Raw genomic sequence first — 18736 nt, forward strand, 5'->3', positions numbered from 1 at the left:
AATCACCCAACAGATATCAACTCAACAAATTAATGGGTCCTGACCCTAGCTAGAGCTGCGGCCGGTACCGCAGGCACCGATCTGGGCGGATGCATATGAAACGGGCTGGCGATAACATCGCGGGCTCGCAACCATCTAAAATTGGCCTCTCCGAGCCGGCGAGAACAAGCTGACTTTGCCGTGCTCGCGGCGATAAGGGGTCGGTGGTGGTCAGCGCGATCGACCGCGACGTCCGCCTGAGTTGCCGGCCTTGATATGATCGACCAGGGCCCGCAGCTTCGGGGCCATATTCCTTCTGTTTGGGAAATATAGAAAAAAGCCCGGAAATGACGGCAGATATTGCTCAAGCAAGGAGACGAGCGCGCCGCTCTCGACGTAGGGGCGGAAAGTCTCCTCGGTAGCGAAGGTGATACCAGCCCCAGCCATCGCACTGCGCAGCATGAGGCGCAAATCATTTGTGGTGATCTGCGGCTCAACCGCGACATTGAAGGAAGTGCCGTTTTCTTCGAATTCCCATCGGTAAGGCGCGATTTCCGGCGAACGGCGCCAACCGATGCAGCGGTGGCGGACCAGATCGCGGGGATGTTCCGGCATACCGTTCGCCACGAGGTATTCAGGAGAAGCGACGACAGCCTCTCTCACTTGTCCACCGACAGGCACGGCGATCATGTCCTGCTCTATGACCTCGCCCAACCGAACCCCCGCATCGAACCCGGCGGCAACGATGTCGAATTCCTCATCCGTTACGGTGACATCGACAATCACGTGCGGATGCGCTTCGGCAAAGGCCGCCAACAAAGGACCGGACAGAAACGGCTCGGCAATCGAGGTGACCGCAATCCTCAGCCTCCCCCGGGGGGATTGGTCGCCATCGACACCCTCGAGCACCTGCGCGATATCGGACATCGGCTGACAGAGCGCCTCATAGAGCCGCTGCCCCGCCTCAGTCAGGCGCACGGCCCTGGTGGTCCGCGTGACGAGCATCGCACCGAAACTGTCTTCAAACCGTCGTATCCCCTGGCTGACGGCAGAGCGGGTGACCCCTAGACGATCAGCGGCGGCGCGAAAATTATCCTCCTCGGCCACGGCAAGAAAGAGGGGGAGAAGATTATAGTCTAGCTGCATTGTCAAACACTGCTAACCACTTAGTCGAGCATTCGACAGATACACGCAACATCGATTCTCGTCCAACCTTTTGGTGCCTTTCGACAACCAGAAGGAATATCGACATGAAAGCACTATTTCTCGCAGCCTGCCTGCTGGCCCTGGCTGAACCGGTCGCGGCCCAACCCTGTCCGCAGGACGGAGCCAACGCTCCACTTGCACTTCACAAATCATGGATCATGGAGGGGTGGGAACGCCATGAGGGAGATCCCACTTTCGTCTTCGCCGAGAAGATGAGCCGCTATTATGATTTGAACAGGCCTCGGGGCGTTTTCTACGACAACTTCGCGCCCGGCTCGACACAGCTTTTCGACAACGCCGCTGTCTACGGAGCCAACTGGGAGGATCTGCAGAATGGCGCGCGCTCCGTTCTCCACGCGCTCACCGGCGGTGAGGATCAGATTGCGGGAGGCAATATCGCCTCCACGACGATCGGTTTTGTCGGGCAGATCAGCCGCCTCGACGGAGAGGTCGTCGCATTCGACGGGCGCTCGCAGCTCGGCTGGGTCTGCATCGACGGCGCGTGGAAGATCCGTCAGGAGCTGAATTACGCTCGGGTGGTCAAACCGGAGGATATTGCACACTACTATCGGCAGAAGGCGGAAGGCAAATGAGCATGACCGATGCTACCCATCCCTACGTCGGCATGTGGGTTACGGCAGATGGCCATATCCGGCATGAACTCCTGCCCACCGGTCGCTATGTCGAGGCACGCGGCAATCGTGAGCAAGCCTACGAGGGACGCTACGAGATAAATGCGAGCCACATCGACTATTGGGACGACACCGGCTTCTCCGCCGACGGCGAGTTCGTTGACGGCATCCTGCACCATGCCGGCATGATCCTCTATCGGCAATAGACGGTGGAAATTTGGGGGCAAGGCGTGGATTTCGCGCCCGGCCCTTCCAATACGGCTCACCCTGCAGGCGGGTAGCGCAGGCACCGATCTGGCGGAAATGGATGTATGCGAAACAGGCCTGCGATAGGATCGCGGGCCTGATTCATTTTCGGTGCCCCGCGATGGATGATGACAAGCCCGCTCGCCGGCGGACCAGCGACCTGACCAGCGGCCCCATTCCCCGCACGCTGCTTTTATTTGCCCTGCCGGTGCTCGGCTCCAACGTGCTGCAGTCGCTCAACGGCTCGATCAACGCCGTCTGGGTCGGCCGCTTCCTCGGCGAAGCGGCGCTGACCGCGACCTCCAATGCCAATCTGGTGCTGTTTCTGATCCTCGGCACGGTCTTCGGCATCGGCATGGCGGCGACCATTCTGGTCGCGCAGTCCGTCGGCGCCCGCGACCTGCCGGAGGCACGGCGCATCGTCGGCACGAGCGCCACCTTCTTCTTCCTCGTCTCGGTGGTTTTCGCGGTCTGCGGCTGGATCTGGGTCGACGCCATCCTCACCGGGCTCGGCACGCCGGCGGACGCCTTGCCGCTGGCGCGCGCCTATCTGCGCATCATCTTCGTCGCCGTGCCGATGATGAATCTTTTGTCCTTCGTCATGACGGTGCTGCGCGGCGCTGGCGATTCGCGCACGCCATTTGTCTTCATGGCGCTGGCGGTCGTGCTCGACGTCGTCCTGAACCCGCTCCTGATCCGGGGCATCGGCCCCTTCCCCGCGCTTGGCATCGCCGGGTCGGCCACCTCGACGCTGATCGGCCAGGCGGTGAGCGTGATCGCCATCCTGATCGTGCTTTATGCGCGCAAGCACCCTTTGCGACTGGCGGGCAGCGACCTCGCTCTGCTCAAGCCCGATCCGGCGCTTTTGCGTATCGTCGTCTTCAAGGGCATTCCGATGGGCTTGCAGATGATCGTCATCTCGGCCGCGGCGCTGACCGTGATGGGCATCGTCAACTCCTACGGCTCCCAGGTCGCGGCAGCCTATGGCATCGCGGCGCAGCTCTGGACCTATATCCAGATGCCGGCTCTGGCCATCGGCGCCGCCGTCTCCTCGATGGCGGCGCAGAATGTCGGCGCCGGACGCTGGGATCGCATCGGCAAGGTCGCCGCTTCGGGCGTCGGGTTCAACCTCGTGCTCACCGGCGCGCTGGTGGCGCTGATTTTCCTCTTCGACCGCCCGGTGCTCGGTCTTTTCCTGAGCGGCGACAGCACGGCGATCGACATCGCCGCCCACATCAACAAGGTGGCGTCCTGGTCCTTCATCCTGTTCGGCATCACCATTGTGCTCTTCGCCACAGTGCGCGCCACCGGCGCGGTCATGCCGCCGCTGGTCATCCTGATCATCTCGGTGCTGATCGTGCGCACCGGCTTTGCCTATTCCATGCGAAGCGTCATCGGCGAGGAAGCGCTGTGGTGGAGCTTTCCGGCCGGCTCGATCGCCTCTTTGGCGCTCGCCGCCGCCTACTATCGTTTCGGCCGCTGGCGGACCATGCACATGATCGAGGACCGCCCGGCCGCCGGCGAACCGCCGGACACCGGCCTCGGCGTGCCGCGCCAGCGTGCGCACCTCTCGCCCGAGACGCCGAACGGCTGAGGACGCGCCGGCTGCCCGAGATCACTTCGCGTAGCGTGCGCCGAACCCCAGCGCCACCAGCGAGAAGATCGTGATCATGCCGGCGAAGGCCAGGCTGGCGACGGTTGCATTCGTCAGGCTCGACAGCATGCCGATGCCGATCACCGGCAACGCGTTGCCGCAGAAGCAGCAGATGAAGAAAGCCGAGACCACTTCGGCGCGGCGGTCGGCCGGCGCGATGTGGTTCACCACTTGCAGGCCGCCGCGATAGCCGAGCGCCGCCGCCACGCCGCAGAAGGCCGTGGCGACGATCATCATCGCCATCGACGCAAAGACCTGCGCGGCGACGACCAGCGCCACCGTCGGTATCATCAGGACAAGTGCCGCCAGCATGACGGTGCGGCTGGCGAGCCGTGCCGTCGCCAGGATTGTCGCGGCTGTCACGACCGCCAGCTCGAAAAACAGTGCGCCGGCCTCGGCGTGATTGGTGACGTGCAGTTGCTGGGCCAGAACGCTCGGCGCCAGCGCCGCATAGAAGCCGACAAGAGCCATCGCGCCGAAGCCGGTCACCGCAGGCGCCACGAACCGCGCGCGGATGCTGTCGGGAACCGAAAGCCGCGGCCGGATCGGGATGTCTGAGAGCCGCCTCCGCTCAGACACGGTCTCGCGGGTGCGCCAGATCAGCAGCATGACCAGCACCAGCAGTGCGAGATAGACGGCGAATGTCAGTCTGAGCGGCCAGGGCGCATATTCGGCGAGCAACCCCGATGTCAGTGCGCCGAGGCCAAGGCCGACGAAGTTGGTGCTTGTGGCAATGATGGCGGCGCGCGACTTGTCCTCGCCTTCGATCAGCTCGGCGAGCCAGGCGGTGCCTGTTCCCGCGCCGATCCCGATGCCGAGCCCGCTGAGGATACGGGCGGCGTCGAGCCACGCCAGATTTTCGGCGAAGAGGAAAAACAGCGCGCTGACCACGGCGACGCCCATCGCCGCCATGGCTGCCGGACGGCGACCAACGATGTCCGACAATCGGCCGAAAAACAGCAGCGCCGCCAGATTGCCGACCACATAGACTGCGTAGACCAGCGTCAGCGTGATCTGCGAGAAGCCGAAGGCCTGTTTGTAGATCACGTAGAGCGGCGTCAGCGCGGTGCTGCCGGCAAAGAGCGCTGCGATCATGGCCGCAACGACTGCCATTGCGATACCGCCGCCAAGTTCTTTGTCGCGTGTGATGGTCTGAGCGTAGCTGGTCATCGGAACCTCCGGCCAGTTTGCAAACCCCCGGCCCCATGTAGTGGCGGCCTGCGCGCTTGCCGAACGCCCTCCTGACAATTCTGGCAGTATGGCCTTGCGCGAAATCCTCCCGTAACGTTTGTCGACCGATGACGGAGGAACCATGGGCAAGGGAAGGGTCGAGGCATTCACCGATGGCGTCGTGGCCATCATCATCACCATCATGGTGCTGGAGCTGAAGGTCCCGCACGGTGAGGACTTTTCAGCGCTGGCACCCTTGTGGCCGATCTTCTTCAGCTACGTGCTGTCCTTCATCAACGTCGGTATCTACTGGAACAATCTGCACAACATGTTCCACACCGTTCAGCGGGTCGATGGCCGCGTACTATGGGCGAACCTGCACTTGCTGTTCTGGCTGTCGCTGATGCCGGTGACGACCGCCTTCATGGGCGAGAACCATTTCGCGCCGGTGCCCGTCGCCGTTTATGGCGTCGACCTCGCGCTCTGCGCGTTCGCCTACTACATTCTCGTCATCGAGTTGCGCCATCTGCATGGCGCGGACACGACATTTGCCAAGGCAGTGGGCCGTGACCGCAAAGGCAAGATCTCGCTGGCGATCTACATCGCAGGTGTGCTGCTCACCTACGTCAACCAGTGGATCGGCGTCGCCCTCTATGTGGCTGTGGCGATGATATGGTTCGTGCCGGACAGGCGCTTCGAACGGCTCATCGAAAAGTAGCGGCTGTTACTGCCGCATCGCCTTCAGCTTCTCGGCCGCGGAAGCCGCAAGATCGGCATAGCGCTCTTCCAGCCGCTCCGCGGCCTTGATGACGGGAAAGTCATGGCCGAACTTCTCCAGCGCCAGGCGCAGCTTTTCGGCGAAATCCGCCTGTTGTTCCAGCGCCGAAAACAGCGTCTTGACCTGCGCCTCGCTGATATTGGGGTCGGCAAGCATCTTCGGCACATCGCGGCCCATCTGCTCGCCGGTGGCGGTCTGCTCTTTCAGGATTCCGATCCAATCGGTCAATGCCGAGCTCCTTTTTCTTTGCAGCATGCGCGGCGGACGCTGCCGCGGTCAACCCGTTGCCGCCATCGCGGCCAACCCGTTGCCGCCATCGCGGTCGTCCATTGCGGCGATCAAGGCTTGTCTCGGCCCTGACCGGCGTTAAGTTCGGCTCGACCGGAACAAGGACATCGATCATGACCAGCGACGCCGAAATCCAGACCGCCCTGCCCGCTTTCGCCGCCGGCAATGTCGCCGTCGTCACCGGCGGCGCCAGCGGCATCGGCCTTGCCGCGGCGAAACGGTTCGCGGCCATGGGCATGAAGACGGTGATTGCCGATATCGGCGGCGTGCGTCTCGACCAGGCCCGGCAGGCGGTCGCCGCCATCGCCGGGGACGATGCCGTTCTCCCGATTCCCACCGACGTCGCCAGTGCCGACGAAGTCGACCGCCTGGCGGAACTCACCTATGGCGCATTCGGTGCGGTTTCAGTGCTGATGAACAATGCCGGGGTCGGCAACAATCCGGGAAAGCCGTGGGAAAACCGTGACGCCTGGAAGCGGCTGCTCGACATCAATTTCTGGGGCGTTGTACATGGCGTCGAGGCCTTCGCGCCCCGCATGCTGGCGACGGGCAGGCTGGGCCTGATCATCAACACCGGCTCCAAGCAAGGCATCACCACCCCGCCCGGCAATCTCGCCTACAACGTCTCCAAGGCGGGCGTGAAGACATTTACCGAGGGGCTGGCGCATGCGCTGCGCAACGAGCCGGGAGCAAAGGTCTCCGCACACCTCTTGATACCGGGTTTCACCTATACCGGCCTGACCGAAGGCGCGACGGAAAAGCCGGCCGGCGCCTGGACCGGCGAGCAGGTGATCGATTTCATGCTGGCATCGCTCAAGCAGGACGACTTCTACATCCTTTGCCCGGACAACGAGGTTGCGCGGCCGACGGATGAAAAGCGCATAGCCTGGGCGATCGGCGACATCATCGAAAACCGCCCTGCCCTGTCGCGCTGGCATCCGGATCACAAGGACGCGTTCGCGGCCTTTATGAACCGCTAGAGAACCCCGCACGAGCCGAAAGCCCATAAGCTGAGCAGGTCCGGTTCTTACCGCGCCAATCTTTTCTTTAATTCGCAAAGGTCGTGCCCGAACGACAAGGCTGCGCTCAAGCGGCGTGTTTTTTGGGAGCGTGCTTTTGCGCGGCTTTCTTCACGGCCGCCGCGGCGACCTCCCGGTCATGCCGCTTTGCGGCCTTTTCGCATTTTTCGCGGATCTCCTCGACCTCGGATTCAGTCAGATGCTCGATGCCGATGAAGGTGTTGTGGGCCCGGCTGACCCGGATCAATTCGTCGAGTTTGGTCTGGATGGCCGCGCTGTCACGATTTTGGGTATTCTGGATCAGGAACACCATCAAAAAGGTGACGATCGTAGTCCCGGTGTTGATGACGAGTTGCCAAGTATCCGAAAAGCCGAAGATCGGGCCGCTCAGTGCCCAAACGACGATGACCAAGCAGCACAGGGCAAATGTCGGCGGCATGCCGGCGAGATGCGCTACGGTATTGGCGATCCTGGTGAAAAACTTCTCGATCATCGAAAATCCGTGAACGGCCAAAGCGTTCGGCCGAAGGCTGAATCCTGATCAAAAACAAGTGGCAGCCGCTCCCGGTTCCCTGGCGACGCTATTTCGCGACTGCATCCGGTGCAATTGAACACACGCCAGAAGGGCAGCTCCCGGAAAAAACACCTTATCCGTTTGCTGCCATAGTGCCGGTGCAGGTCAAAAGCCTGCTGCTTCCGCTTCACGGCGGTTTACCTCCAGCCCCTTCCGCTGCGCCACCCCCGCATGGCGGGAGGGGCACCGTCTTCCGGAAAATCATCGAGAATCAGAGTGTTGCGCCTTCCCAACGATCGAGGAAGGCCTCGATCGGCAATGACTGCATGTCCGGGATCGCCCTGGCGAGTTTTTCCGGCGCCCAGTCCCACCAGGCAAGGTTCTCGATGCGCGCCGCGACGTCGGCGGCGAACCTCTGGCGCAGAGGCTTCGCCGGGACGCCGGCGACGATTGCGTAAGGCGGCACGTCATGCGTCACCACCGCGTTGGCGCCGATGACGGCGCCATTGCCGATCGCCACACCAGGCATGATGACGGCGCCATGGCCGATCCAGACATCGTGCCCGATGCTGACCGGCTTTGCCTGCCGCCGCTCGCGAAATGCCGCGTCGACGCCAAGCCAGCGGAAATACTCGTTCGGCCGGTACGTGACCTTGTGCTGGGTCAACCGCTCGATCGGATGCTCGAGCGCGTTGATACGGCTGTTGGCGGCGATGGAGCAGAACTTGCCGATCGTCGTGTAGATCGCTTCCGAATGCCGCTCGAAATAGGAAAAGTCGCCGACCGTCACATCGCGCAGGATCACCCGCTCGCCGATCGAGGCATAGCGGCCGAGCTTGCATCCCTTCAGCTCCGCGGTCGGATGGATGTGCGGCTCGGGATCTTTGAGGACGAGGTGTTCAGGACGGTCCATGGCGCGGCTTTACGCCCGCGCGATTGCTCCCGCAAGCGGCACCGATCGCTCGCTTAAAGCATGTCTCCCGAACCGGTTTCGGGACAAAGACATGCGTAAAATCAAAAAGCCTAAGCGCATGGAGCGAATCTGAAAGATCGCGACGCGCTTGAGGCCGATCGGGCCTATTGCGGCTTGCCCTTCGTCCAAACGACGTTCTGGCCGTAGAGCGGCACGGTCGTGACCGACATCTTCGCCGAGCCGTTCTGCACCTGGCGCGAATGCGAGAGGTAGATCAGCGTCTCGTTCTTCCTGTCGAAGATGCGGTTCACCACCTGCTTCTTCCAGATCAGGCTGAGGCCTTGCTTGAACACCTCCTCGCCGCCCTCGCTCATGTCGATGTCGCCGATGGTGATCGGCCCGGTCTGGCGGCAGGAGATCGACGAATCCGACGGATCCTCGAACCAGTTGCCCTTGTGCAACCGATCGATGATGCTGCGGTCGAAATAGGCGACGTGGCAGGTGACGCCGTCGACTTTCGGATCCTTGATCGCGTCGATCATGATGTCGTTGCCGACCCAGTCGACGCCGACCTTGCCGACTTCGTCCGCCACCGCAGCGCCGGCGCTCAGGGCAAGGCACGCGGCAATCAAGCCGATCAGTTTTCGCAAGGAAGCCTCCTCGGGTTCGCGTTTAGCCGATGTCAGGTGGGATAGGACTGTCCAGTTTGCAAGCACGTTCGCGCGTCTCTGGAGCATCGTTCTACATTTGTATTGCGGCGCGCGTGGTGCTTGGTACAAGCGCCGACACCGGTTGCGGCATCGCGACATCTTTGAGTCGATCTTTCCGATAACTATGGTGATACGAGAATGAAGCGCGGTTTTGATAGGTCATTGACAAACCGCTGTTCCGAACACTCTCAAGCCCGCCTTCGGCAGATCGAAATGGCTAACCAACCCTCGCCCATAATGCGATTTATCCTCGTAGGCATCTTGGTGCTGATGGTTGCGATCACCGGCGTCATGACATTCCAATGGTACAGGAAATTGTACAGCGGCGAGCCATACGGCGCGCCCTTCGCGCTGACCGACCAGAAAGGCGTGCCGATCACCGAGGCCGCGTTCAGGGGGCATCCGAGCGTTGTCTTCTTTGGCTTCACCCATTGCCCGGAAGTCTGCCCGACCACGTTGTTCGAACTGGCCGGCTGGCTGAAGGCGATGGGCGACGACGGCAAGGACCTCAACGCCTACTTCGTTACGGTGGACCCGGAGCGTGATACGCCGCAGATCATCAATTCCTACGTCAGCAACTTCTCCGACCGCATCACCGGCATCACCGGCGATCCCGATAAGGTCCATGCCATGGCCAAGGCCTTCGGCATCTATTGGAAGAAGGTCGACACCGGCGACGGCGACTACACCATGGACCACACGGCATCGGTGCTGCTGCTCAACGCCAAGGGCGAGTTCGCCGGCACGATCGCCTATGGCGAAAGCGCCGACACCGCCATTGCCAAGTTGAAGCGGCTTGCGGCGGGCGGCCAGGCATGATCCCGAACCGAAGGTCGGCGTAGCAAGAAGTGGGAACCGGTTCTCGGAAATGATCATGCTTAAACAAGAGCGGCCCTGATGGGGCAGACCAGGCTCCATTTCACCGCGGGCAAGGCCGAGGCCGACCGCATCTTCGCGGCGTTCGACGCCGCCTTCGAAGACGAAGGCCTGCCGCTTGCCGTGCTGGAGGTAGACGAAGCCAACGACATCCACGAAGTGTCGCTCTACGCCGATGGCGATGTCGATGCCGTCGAAGCCCGGATCAAGGACATTCTCGCGGGCCTCGCCCTGCCGAAGCGGGTCGAACGCGAGGCGCTCCCCGACATCGACTGGGTGGCGCGTTCGCTCGAAGGGCTGAAGCCGGTCCGCGCCGGACGTTTCTTTGTTCACGGCGCGCATGATCGCGGCAAGCGCCGCAGCGGCGATCTCGCCATCGAGATCGAGGCGGGCCTCGCCTTCGGCACCGGCCATCACGGCACCACCGCCGGCTGCCTCGAAATGCTGGAACAGGTGGTGCTGCGCGAGCGACCGCGCGACGCGCTCGACCTCGGAACAGGAAGCGCGGTGCTGGCGATTGCGCTGGCGAAGCTCGCGCATATTCCGGTACTTGCGACCGACATCGATCCCGTCGCGGTGGGCGTCGCTGCCACCAATGCGCGGCTCAATCATGTCAAGGCGCTCGTCGAGACGGTGACGGCGCCCGGCTTCCACCATCCGATCTTCGCCAGACGCGCGCCCTTCGACCTGATCGTCGCCAACATCCTGGCGCGGCCGCTGATGCGGCTGGCGCCACAGATGGCCCGGCACGTCAGGCTGGGCGGCTCACTGGTGCTCTCCGGCATCCTCGACCGCCAGCGCGATGCGGTGATCTCTGCCTATGTCGGCCAGAGCTTCCGCCACGTCCGCACCCTGCATCGCGAGGGCTGGGTGACCATCCACCTCAAGCGGTGAATCAGACTCGATTCAATCCCGCCTGGCCCTGCCGAAACTGATTCCGGTTTGAAGGTGTATGCGTTACGGTCGCGGCTCGCATTCGAGGGAGACGACCATGTTCCAGACCTTTGATTCCGCCGGCGATCCGGCCGTCGGCAAGCCGCGTGTGGCGATGTTGCGCGAATGGCTGGCTGAGAACGGCCTGGACGGCTTCATGGTGCCGCGCGCCGACGAGCATCAGGGCGAGTATGTCGCCGACCGCTCGGCGCGGCTGAAATGGCTGACCGGCTTCAGCGGCTCGGCCGGCGTCGCCATCATCATGCGCGACCGCGCCATCATCTTCGTCGACGGCCGCTACACCCTGCAGGTGAGGGGCGAGGTCGACCTTTCGATCTTCACCGTCGAGAGCCTTGTCGACAATCCGCCGGCCTCCTGGATCAAGGACAATCTCGGCAAGGGCACCAGGCTCGGCTTCGATCCCTGGCTGCATTCGATCGGCGAGGTCAAGGCGCTGAAAGCTTCGGCCGAGCAGTCCGGCGCGACACTGGTGCCGCTCGACAAGAACCCGATCGACGTCATCTGGAAGGACCAGCCGGAGCCGCCGCGCGCACCGGTGGAGCTCCACCCGATCGCCTTCGCCGGCGAACTCGCCAAGGACAAGCTGGCGCGGCTGGCGGGCGCGATCGAAATGGACGGCGCGACCCACGCCGTGCTCACCGACCCCTCCTCAATAGCCTGGGCCTTCAACATCCGTGGCGGCGACGTGGCGCACACGCCCCTGGCGCTCGGCTTCGCCATCCTCGCCGCCGACGGCAAGCACCAGCTCTTCATGGACCCGCGCAAATTCTCGCGCCAGGTCGCCGCCTATCTCACCCAGCTTGCGGACCTGCACGATCCGGGCGAGTTCGAAGCGGCCGTCGCCGACCTTGCCAAGCATGGCGCTAAGATCGCGCTCGATCCCGTGCTGGCGGCGGAAAAGCTGAAGATGCTGGTCGAGGACAACGGCGGCAAGGTCGTTTCGGCCGCCGACCCCGCCCGTATCCCGCGCGCCACCAAGAACCAGGCCGAGATCGCCGGCAGCCGCGCCGCGCACCGCCGCGACGGCGCCGCGGTCGCGAAGTTGCTCTGCTGGCTCGACCGGCAGATGCCGGACACACTCGACGAGATCGACGTCGTGACCAGGCTCGAAGAGGTGCGCCGGCAGACCGGCGAGGAGACGCAGATGCCGCTCCGCGACGTCTCCTTCGACACCATTTCCGGCGCCGGGCCGAACGGCGCCATCATGCATTATCGCGTCTCGCGCGCCACCAGCCGAAAGCTTCGGAGCGGCGAGCTGTTCCTGCTCGATTCCGGCGGGCAGTACCAGGACGGCACCACCGACATCACCCGCACCGTGCCGATCGGCCAGCCGACCGAGGAGATGCGCGAGCGCTTCACGCTGGTGCTGAAAGGCATGATCGGCATCTCGACGCTGCGCTTTCCGGCCGGCACGCGCGGCTCGGAGATCGACGCGGTCGCCCGCATGGCGCTTTGGAAGCATGGCTGCGACTTCGCCCATGGCACCGGCCATGGAGTCGGCTCCTATCTTGCCGTGCATGAAGGGCCGCAACGCATCGCCCGCACCGGCACCGAGAAGCTGCTTGCCGGCATGATGCTTTCCAACGAGCCGGGCTACTACAAGGAGGGCGCCTACGGCATCCGCATCGAGAACCTCATTCTTGTCACGCCCGCCGAACAGATCGAAGGCGGCGACATTGCGGTGCATGGCTTTGAGACGCTGACGCTGGCGCCGATCGACAAGCGCCTCATCCGCACCGATCTTCTGACGCGCGACGAACTGCACTGGCTCGACCAGTATCACGCACGGGTCTTGGCGGAGATCGGCCCAATGGTGGATGGCGAGACGCTGGCCTGGCTGGAAAAAGCCACCGCGGCGCTACCGCACGACGCCAAGATCTAGGCGCGCAGAGCAGGGCGCGCCCTACCCGACGAACTGCCTGGCCAGGATCAACACCGCAGCGCCGGCCAAAAACATCGCCATCAGGCCACCGCGCAGCGACATGATCGCCGTGACGATCAGTGCCGCCCACTCGGCAGGCCCCGCGCCGAGTGCGGCCGGCGCCACCAGCGTCGTCAGCACCGCGGCCGGCACGGCGTTCAAGCCCGCCTCGACGCGCGGATGGATGTTGTCGAAGCGCGAGATGACGAGGTGGCCGCCGACGCGGGTGAGATAGGTGGCTACCGCGCCGGCAAGGATGATCCAGAAGGTCGTGCTCATGGCCTTTTCCCCACGCCGCTGTGGTGTGGCGGCAAGATCACCGCCAGCAGCACACCGGCAATGGCGCCAATCGAGACATGCCAGGGCGAACCGACCGTCTTGTAGGCGACGATCGAGGCGGCCGCGCTCGCGGCGACCACCGGCAGCCACAGCGGCCGCTTGCGGAAACCGAGGACTAGGCCGAGGAAGTAGATCGGCAGCAGGAAATCGATGCCCAGCGCATGCGTGTCCGGAATAAGCTTGCCGAACACCGCGCCAAGCGCGCTTTCGGCCACCCAGAACACATAGACCGGCAGGCCGAGCCCGAGATACCAGACGAACCCCACCGATTGACCCGAGGCCGCCCGCGCCTCGGCCACGGCATATTGCGGATCGGTCAGGATGAAGTAGCCGAGTGCCTGCTGCAGCACCGGCCAGTGCGCGATGCGGCGGCCGATGCCGGCGGAATAGAGCACGTGGCGGAAATTCACCGCGAAGATGGAGAGCACAATCAGCCACGGCGCGACATGCTGGCCGAACAGCTCGATGCCGACCATCTGGCTGGCGCCGCCATAGATCATGGCACTCATCAGGAAGGCTTCGAGAACGGAAAAGCCGTTGTCGACGGCGAGCGCGCCGAACAGCACCGCGAACGGCGCCGAAGCGACGACGACCGGCATCGACAGCCGCACGCCGTCCCAGAAATCACTCTTCACGCCGCTTTCGGAGATAGCTTCCGCCGACATCCAACTGCTCCCTTGAGCGACTTGATGTAGGGAGCGTCGCCTTCCTTGTCACACCAATTCGCTTGAGCCGACGATCAGCGGAACTGATCGCGAAACGGATTTCCGGTTATCCGGTCTTGCCCTGGATCGCCCTGCCCCAGTCGAGGAGCGGTCGGGCGCGCAAGGTGAAGTCGACAAGGCCGTCGACTAGTGCCGCCGTGTGGATGGCGGCGGGATCGATGTCGTGCCGGACCACGAAATGGCGGTTGCGGACGGCTTGGGCAAGATCGGCTTCGGCGACATCCTCGAAGCCTCGCGGCGCACGCTTCAGGCAGTCTTCCGCATCGAGCGCCAGCCCGCCCTTCTTCAGCGCCGCCACCATGCCACGGAACAGCGCCGGCTTTATCACGATCGCCTTGCGCATCGCCTGCAGCAGTTCCGGCGCCGGCTGCCACCAGGCGACGCCGGCGAAGCAGCGCTCGAGCCCGATATGCACGTAGAATACGCCCTGCTCCATCTTCGTGCCGTCTGGCGACAGGATGGCCGACAAATGGCGGTTGTAGGGCCGCTTGTCCTTGGAAAAGCGCACGTCGCGGTTGATGCGGAACAGCGACTTCTTGCGGTCGCCGCGCAGGCCGAGTCCCGCCGCCGCAAAACGCTCGCTGAGCGCCTCGACGAGATTGCAGAATGGCTCCTGCAGCTCGCGCTCGTAGAGATCGCGGTTTTCCTGGAACCACTCGCGGCTCTGATGGAAGTCGAGCGCCTTCAGGAACGGGATTGCCTTCTCGCCAAAACCCTTGAACGCGCCGGCCATCAGCCGCTCCTGCCGATGCGCTGCAGCCAGGTATCTTCGTCGATCACCTCGATGCCGAGGTCGGTCGCGGTCTTGAGCTTGGAGCCGGCACCCGGCCCCGCCACCACCAGATCGGTCTTCGCCGAAACCGAGCCCGCGACCTTGGCGCCGAGACGCTCCGCCATCGCCTTGGCCTCGGATCGCGTCATCTTTTCCAGCGTGCCGGTGAATACCACTGTCTTGCCGGAGACTTCGCTGCCGGCCGAAATCTCGACGACATAGGGCTTCGGGTGGACTTGCGCGAGCAGCGCGTCGAGCACGTCGTCATTGCGCTCGTTGCCGAAGAAGTCCCGCAGCGCGCCGATCACCGTATCGCCGATGCCGTTGATCGAGGGGAAGACGGTGTGCGGATCCTCCGCCTTCGCCGTCTCCTTGCCGACACGGATCAGCTCTTCGATGGTCGAGAACTGGCGGGCAAGCACAGCTGCCGTCGTCTCGCCGATATGGCGGATACCGAGCGCGAAGATGAAGCGGTCGAGCTCCGGCTCGCGGCGCGCGTCGATGGCCGTAAACAGCTTGTCGAGGCCCTCGTAGTTGCGCTCCTCGACGCTGCGCACATTCTTGCGCGTCTTGCCCGACGCCTCTTCGCGCAGTCTCGCCTGCTCCTCGCGCCGCTCGGCCAGCGCCTTGGTGACGGCCGGCCGGCGATCCTTCAGCGTGAAGATGTCGGCCGCGGTCCTGACCAGCCCGGCATTGAAGAAGAGGTCGATGTTCTCGGCGCCCAACCCTTCGATATCGAGCGCGCCACGCGATACGAAGTGGCGTAGTCCCTCCACGGCCTGCGCGGCGCAAATCAGCTCTCCGGTGCAGCGGCGCCGCGAATCTTCCTTGCCGGTTTTCTCGTTGATCTCACGCGTCGCCGGCGAGCCGCACACCGGACAGGTATGCGGGAATTCGTAAGGCACCGCATCAGGAGGCCGCTTGTCGATGACGACGCTAACGATCTGCGGGATGACGTCCCCTGCCCGCTGGATGACGACCGTGTCGCCGATGCGGACATCGATGCCGTCACGGATCGGCTGGCCGTTGCTGTCGAAACCTTTGATGTAGTCTTCGTTGTGCAGCGTGACGTTTTCCACCACCACGCCGCCGACCGTCACCGGTGCCAGCCGCGCCACCGGCGCGAGCGTGCCCGTGCGGCCGACCTGGATGTCGATCCTCTCGACCGTCGTCATCGCCTGCTCGGCCGGGAATTTGTGGGCGACCGCCCAGCGCGGCTCGCCGGTGACAAAACCCCAGCGGCGCTGCAGCTCCAGTTGGTCGACCTTGTAGACGACGCCGTCGATGTCGTAGCCGAGCGAGGAGCGCTGCTCCTCGATCCGGTGGTAGTGAGCAATGAGCTCGTCGATCGACTTCGCCCGCACCATCAGCGGGCTGACCTTGAACCCCCACTCGGCGAATTTCTGCACCGAACCATACTGGGTCGGAGCCGGATCCGCCGTGGTATAGCCCCAGGCATAGGCGAAGAATTTGAGGTTGCGGCTGGCGGTGACCGATGGGTCCTTCTGGCGCAGCGACCCGGCCGCCGTGTTGCGCGGGTTGACATAGTCCTGGCCGCCGACAGCCGCCGAACGCTGCTTGAGCGCCTCGAATTCGGCATAGGTCATATAGACCTCGCCGCGGATCTCGATGACATCGGGCCAGCCTGAGCCCTTCAGCGCCTTCGGAATATCGCCAATGGTCTTCAGATTGGCGGTGATATCCTCGCCGACCGCGCCGTCGCCGCGCGTCGCGCCCTGCACGAACACACCGTTTTCATAGCGCAGCGAAGCCGACAGCCCGTCGATCTTCGGTTCGGCCGTGAAGGCGATGTCGAGATCCTTGTCGCGGTCGAAGAAACGCCGGCCGCGCTCGATGAAATCGGCGACGTCCTGGTCGGTATAGGCCTTGGCGAGGCTGAGCATCGGCACTGCGTGGCGTACCTTGGCAAAACCTTCCGCCGGCGGCGCGCCGACCCGGCGCGACGGCGAGTCCTCGCGCACGAGATCGGGAAAGCGCTCCTCGATGGCAAGGTTACGCCGCGCAAGCGCGTCATACTCGGCGTCCGAGATCGTCGGCGCGTCCTCCGTATGATAACGCCGGTCGTGTTCGGCGATCTCCACCGCCAGCCGCTTCAGCTCCTCCGCGGCTTCGCTTTCGCTCAGCGATTCGACTGGTTTTTCCGACATGAAGCGCGGTCCTCGAATTGTGGCGGGCCACTATAAATCAGGATTCGCCGGCAGGGAGTCGGCTTGCGCAAAAATCATTCCTGAACAGCAGGATGCAGCCATCTGCTGACTCATCCTCCGAGCCGGGGAAACAGAGCTTTGCAGGGTGTGATGAGATTCAGGTCAGCCCGGAATCATCTGAATATCAACGCAGCCTAAGCTGCCGCCGTATTCTCGCGCAGCAACCGTTCAGCGGCGGCGCGTGCCTCGTCGGTGATTGTGGCGCCGGCCAGCATGCGCGCGATCTCTTCCTGGCGCGCGGCGCGGTCCATCTCGGCGATGCCGGTGGCGACGCGATCCTTGCCGCCGGACTTGGAGATCAGGAAATGCGTGGCGGCGCGCGCCGCTACTTGCGGCGCGTGGGTGACCGAAAGCACCTGCACCCGCTTCGAGAGCCGTGCCAATCGCTGGCCGATGGCGTCGGCCACCGCGCCGCCGACGCCGGTGTCGATCTCGTCGAAGACCAGAGTCGGCGCCGAACCTCGGTCAGCCAGCGCCACCTTCAGCGCCAGAAGGAAGCGCGACAGCTCGCCGCCGGATGCCACTTTCATCATCGGCCCCGGCCTGGTGCCCGGATTGGTGCGCACCCAGAACTCGACCTGATCGATGCCGTCCTCCATGCGGCTTTCGGCATCGCTCACCATCTCGACGACGAACTCGGCCCGCTCGAGCTTCAGAGCCGGCAATTCGGCCATCACCGCCTTGGTCAAGCCGGCTGCCGCTGCATGGCGCAGCGAAGAGAGCTGCGCCGCGGATATCTCGTAAGCCTCGCGTGCGGCGGCGGCTTGTTTCTCAAGCCCGTGCAGCCGCTCCTCCCCCGCGTCGAGATCGGCAAGGTCGGCCGCCATCGTGTCGCGCAGTTGCGCCAGATCGTCGACCGCGACATTGTGCTTGCGCGAGGCCGCGCGCAGCGAAAACAGCCGCTCTTCCGCCTTTTCCAGGCGCTGCGGATCGTATTCGGTGGCGCGAAGCGCCGTCTCGACGCTAGATTGCGCTGCGTCGAGCGAGATCATGGCCTCGTCGAGCGACTTCACCACGTCGTCGAGCAGGCCGGGCACTTCGCCTGCCTTGCGTTGCAGCCGCCGCAACAAGCTGGCGAGCTGCGGCAGCGGCGAAGACGGCCCCGACAGCACATCCTGCGCATCGTGGATCTCGGACGCGATCTTTTCGGCGCGCATCATCTGGGCGCGCAATTCGGCCAGCTCGGTCTCCTCGCCGGGTTGCGGATCGAGCTTCGCCAGCTCGGCGACGGAGGCCCTGAGATAATCGGCCTCGCGCGCCGCCGCCTCGACCCTGGCGCGGTGCCGCGAAAGCTCCTGCTCGCAGTTCCGCCAGTAGCGCCAGGCCTCGCCCGTGCCGCGCACGGCGCCGAGATGGCCGCCGAAACTGTCCAGCAATTCGCGATGGGCGCCGGGATCGACGAGCGCGCGCTCGTCATGCTGGCCGTGAATCTCGACCAGCGCGCGGCCGACGTCGCGCATCAAGGTGACGCTGGATGGCTGGTCGTTGACGAAGACGCGCGTGCGGCCATCGGCCGTCTGCACGCGACGCAGGATGATGTCGCCGTCATCCTCTATGGCATTGTCAGAAAGCAGCGCACGCGCCGGATGGTTGCGTGGCACGTCGAACACCGCGATGACCTGGCCCTGTGCCGCGCCATGGCGGACGAGAGAAGCGTCGCCGCGCGCGCCAAGCGCCAGCGACAGCGCATCGAGCAGGATGGATTTGCCGGCGCCGGTCTCTCCGGTCAGCACCGAAAGTCCAGGCAAGAAGTCGATGTCCAGCTTCTCGATCAGGACGATATCGCGGATCGACAGTCTGGACAGCATCAGG

18 protein-coding genes and 1 pseudogene are annotated in these 18736 nt (G+C 64.0%); 8 read left to right on the forward strand and 11 right to left on the reverse strand.

What is annotated here, in order from left to right; all coding sequences use genetic code 11:
• Positions 1-210: 210 nt before the first annotated feature.
• Complete coding sequence (locus tag AU465_RS00930) at positions 211-1125, reverse strand: LysR family transcriptional regulator (RefSeq protein WP_192243111.1); 915 nt, start codon at positions 1123-1125, stop codon at positions 211-213.
• Between the two features lie 104 nt (positions 1126-1229).
• Between AU465_RS00930 and AU465_RS00935 the strand changes: the two genes are divergently transcribed.
• The 3 genes and pseudogenes from AU465_RS00935 to AU465_RS00945 all read left to right on the forward strand — a co-directional run bounded on the left by AU465_RS00935 (position 1230) and on the right by AU465_RS00945 (position 3657).
• Complete coding sequence (locus AU465_RS00935; RefSeq protein ID WP_192243113.1) at positions 1230-1778, forward strand: hypothetical protein; 549 nt, start codon at positions 1230-1232, stop codon at positions 1776-1778.
• Between the two features lie 11 nt (positions 1779-1789).
• Positions 1790-2023 (forward strand): annotated as a pseudogene (locus AU465_RS00940) (Atu4866 domain-containing protein); the annotation flags it as partial.
• A 161-nt stretch (positions 2024-2184) separates the two neighbouring features.
• The gene (locus tag AU465_RS00945; RefSeq protein WP_192243117.1) at positions 2185-3657 is read left to right on the forward strand and encodes an MATE family efflux transporter; all 1473 of its coding nucleotides are present in this window, start codon (positions 2185-2187) and stop codon (positions 3655-3657) included.
• 21 nt (positions 3658-3678) lie between these two features.
• Here AU465_RS00945 and AU465_RS00950 read toward each other — a convergent pair whose 3' ends face one another.
• Complete coding sequence (locus AU465_RS00950; protein ID WP_192243120.1) at positions 3679-4887, reverse strand: MFS transporter; 1209 nt, start codon at positions 4885-4887, stop codon at positions 3679-3681.
• A 142-nt stretch (positions 4888-5029) separates the two neighbouring features.
• Here AU465_RS00950 and AU465_RS00955 point away from each other — a divergent pair, with 142 nt between their 5' ends.
• Positions 5030-5605, forward strand: a complete 576-nt coding sequence (locus tag AU465_RS00955; RefSeq protein WP_192243122.1) for a TMEM175 family protein — start codon at positions 5030-5032, stop codon at positions 5603-5605.
• Between the two features lie 6 nt (positions 5606-5611).
• Here AU465_RS00955 and AU465_RS00960 read toward each other — a convergent pair whose 3' ends face one another.
• A complete protein-coding gene (locus AU465_RS00960) occupies positions 5612-5893 on the reverse strand; it encodes a hypothetical protein (protein WP_192243124.1) in 282 nt (93 codons plus the stop codon).
• Between the two features lie 173 nt (positions 5894-6066).
• On the opposite strand from AU465_RS00960, the gene AU465_RS00965 reads away from it, so the two are divergent.
• On the forward strand, positions 6067-6933 hold the full coding sequence (locus tag AU465_RS00965) for an SDR family NAD(P)-dependent oxidoreductase (protein WP_192243126.1): 867 nt from the start codon (positions 6067-6069) through the stop codon (positions 6931-6933).
• Positions 6934-7039: 106 nt separating this feature from the next.
• Here the strand turns inward: AU465_RS00965 and AU465_RS00970 are convergent, their stop codons facing one another.
• The 3 genes from AU465_RS00970 to AU465_RS00980 form a co-directional block, all read right to left on the reverse strand.
• The gene (locus AU465_RS00970) at positions 7040-7465 is read right to left on the reverse strand and encodes a low affinity iron permease family protein (RefSeq protein WP_192243128.1); all 426 of its coding nucleotides are present in this window, start codon (positions 7463-7465) and stop codon (positions 7040-7042) included.
• A gap of 292 nt (positions 7466-7757) precedes the next feature.
• Complete coding sequence (locus tag AU465_RS00975; protein ID WP_192243130.1) at positions 7758-8399, reverse strand: DapH/DapD/GlmU-related protein; 642 nt, start codon at positions 8397-8399, stop codon at positions 7758-7760.
• Between the two features lie 164 nt (positions 8400-8563).
• The gene (locus AU465_RS00980; RefSeq protein ID WP_246505803.1) at positions 8564-9049 is read right to left on the reverse strand and encodes a CreA family protein; all 486 of its coding nucleotides are present in this window, start codon (positions 9047-9049) and stop codon (positions 8564-8566) included.
• A 294-nt stretch (positions 9050-9343) separates the two neighbouring features.
• Between AU465_RS00980 and AU465_RS00985 the strand changes: the two genes are divergently transcribed.
• The 3 genes from AU465_RS00985 (at position 9344) to AU465_RS00995 (ending at position 12821) form a co-directional block, all read left to right on the forward strand.
• Positions 9344-9928, forward strand: coding sequence for an SCO family protein (locus AU465_RS00985; RefSeq protein ID WP_312891175.1), 585 nt, complete (start codon positions 9344-9346; stop codon positions 9926-9928).
• Between the two features lie 78 nt (positions 9929-10006).
• Positions 10007-10879, forward strand: a complete 873-nt coding sequence (locus AU465_RS00990; protein WP_192243134.1) for a 50S ribosomal protein L11 methyltransferase — start codon at positions 10007-10009, stop codon at positions 10877-10879.
• Positions 10880-10976: 97 nt separating this feature from the next.
• Positions 10977-12821, forward strand: a complete 1845-nt coding sequence (locus AU465_RS00995) for an aminopeptidase P family protein (protein ID WP_192243136.1) — start codon at positions 10977-10979, stop codon at positions 12819-12821.
• A 21-nt stretch (positions 12822-12842) separates the two neighbouring features.
• Here the strand turns inward: AU465_RS00995 and AU465_RS01000 are convergent, their stop codons facing one another.
• The 5 genes from AU465_RS01000 to recN form a co-directional block, all read right to left on the reverse strand.
• Positions 12843-13139 carry a branched-chain amino acid transport AzlD family protein gene (locus AU465_RS01000; RefSeq protein WP_192243138.1) on the reverse strand — a complete coding sequence of 99 codons (297 nt, stop codon included), beginning with the start codon at positions 13137-13139 and terminating at the stop codon, positions 12843-12845.
• The gene (locus tag AU465_RS01005; protein WP_192243140.1) at positions 13136-13864 is read right to left on the reverse strand and encodes an AzlC family ABC transporter permease; all 729 of its coding nucleotides are present in this window, start codon (positions 13862-13864) and stop codon (positions 13136-13138) included. The genes AU465_RS01000 and AU465_RS01005 overlap by 4 nt, the downstream gene beginning before the upstream one ends.
• Positions 13865-13970: 106 nt before the next feature.
• Positions 13971-14657 (reverse strand): DUF2461 domain-containing protein, encoded by a 687-nt coding sequence (locus tag AU465_RS01010; RefSeq protein ID WP_192243142.1) that lies wholly within the window; start codon positions 14655-14657, stop codon positions 13971-13973.
• Positions 14657-16864 (reverse strand): NAD-dependent DNA ligase LigA, encoded by a 2208-nt coding sequence (gene ligA / locus AU465_RS01015; protein WP_192243144.1) that lies wholly within the window; start codon positions 16862-16864, stop codon positions 14657-14659. The genes AU465_RS01010 and ligA overlap by 1 nt, the downstream gene beginning before the upstream one ends.
• Before the next feature lie 194 nt (positions 16865-17058).
• Positions 17059-18732, reverse strand: a complete 1674-nt coding sequence (gene recN / locus AU465_RS01020; protein ID WP_192243146.1) for a DNA repair protein RecN — start codon at positions 18730-18732, stop codon at positions 17059-17061.
• Positions 18733-18736 lie beyond the last annotated feature (4 nt).

This window comes from Mesorhizobium silamurunense, from assembly GCF_014843905.1.
GTDB classification, from domain to species: Bacteria; Pseudomonadota; Alphaproteobacteria; order Rhizobiales; family Rhizobiaceae; genus Mesorhizobium; species Mesorhizobium silamurunense.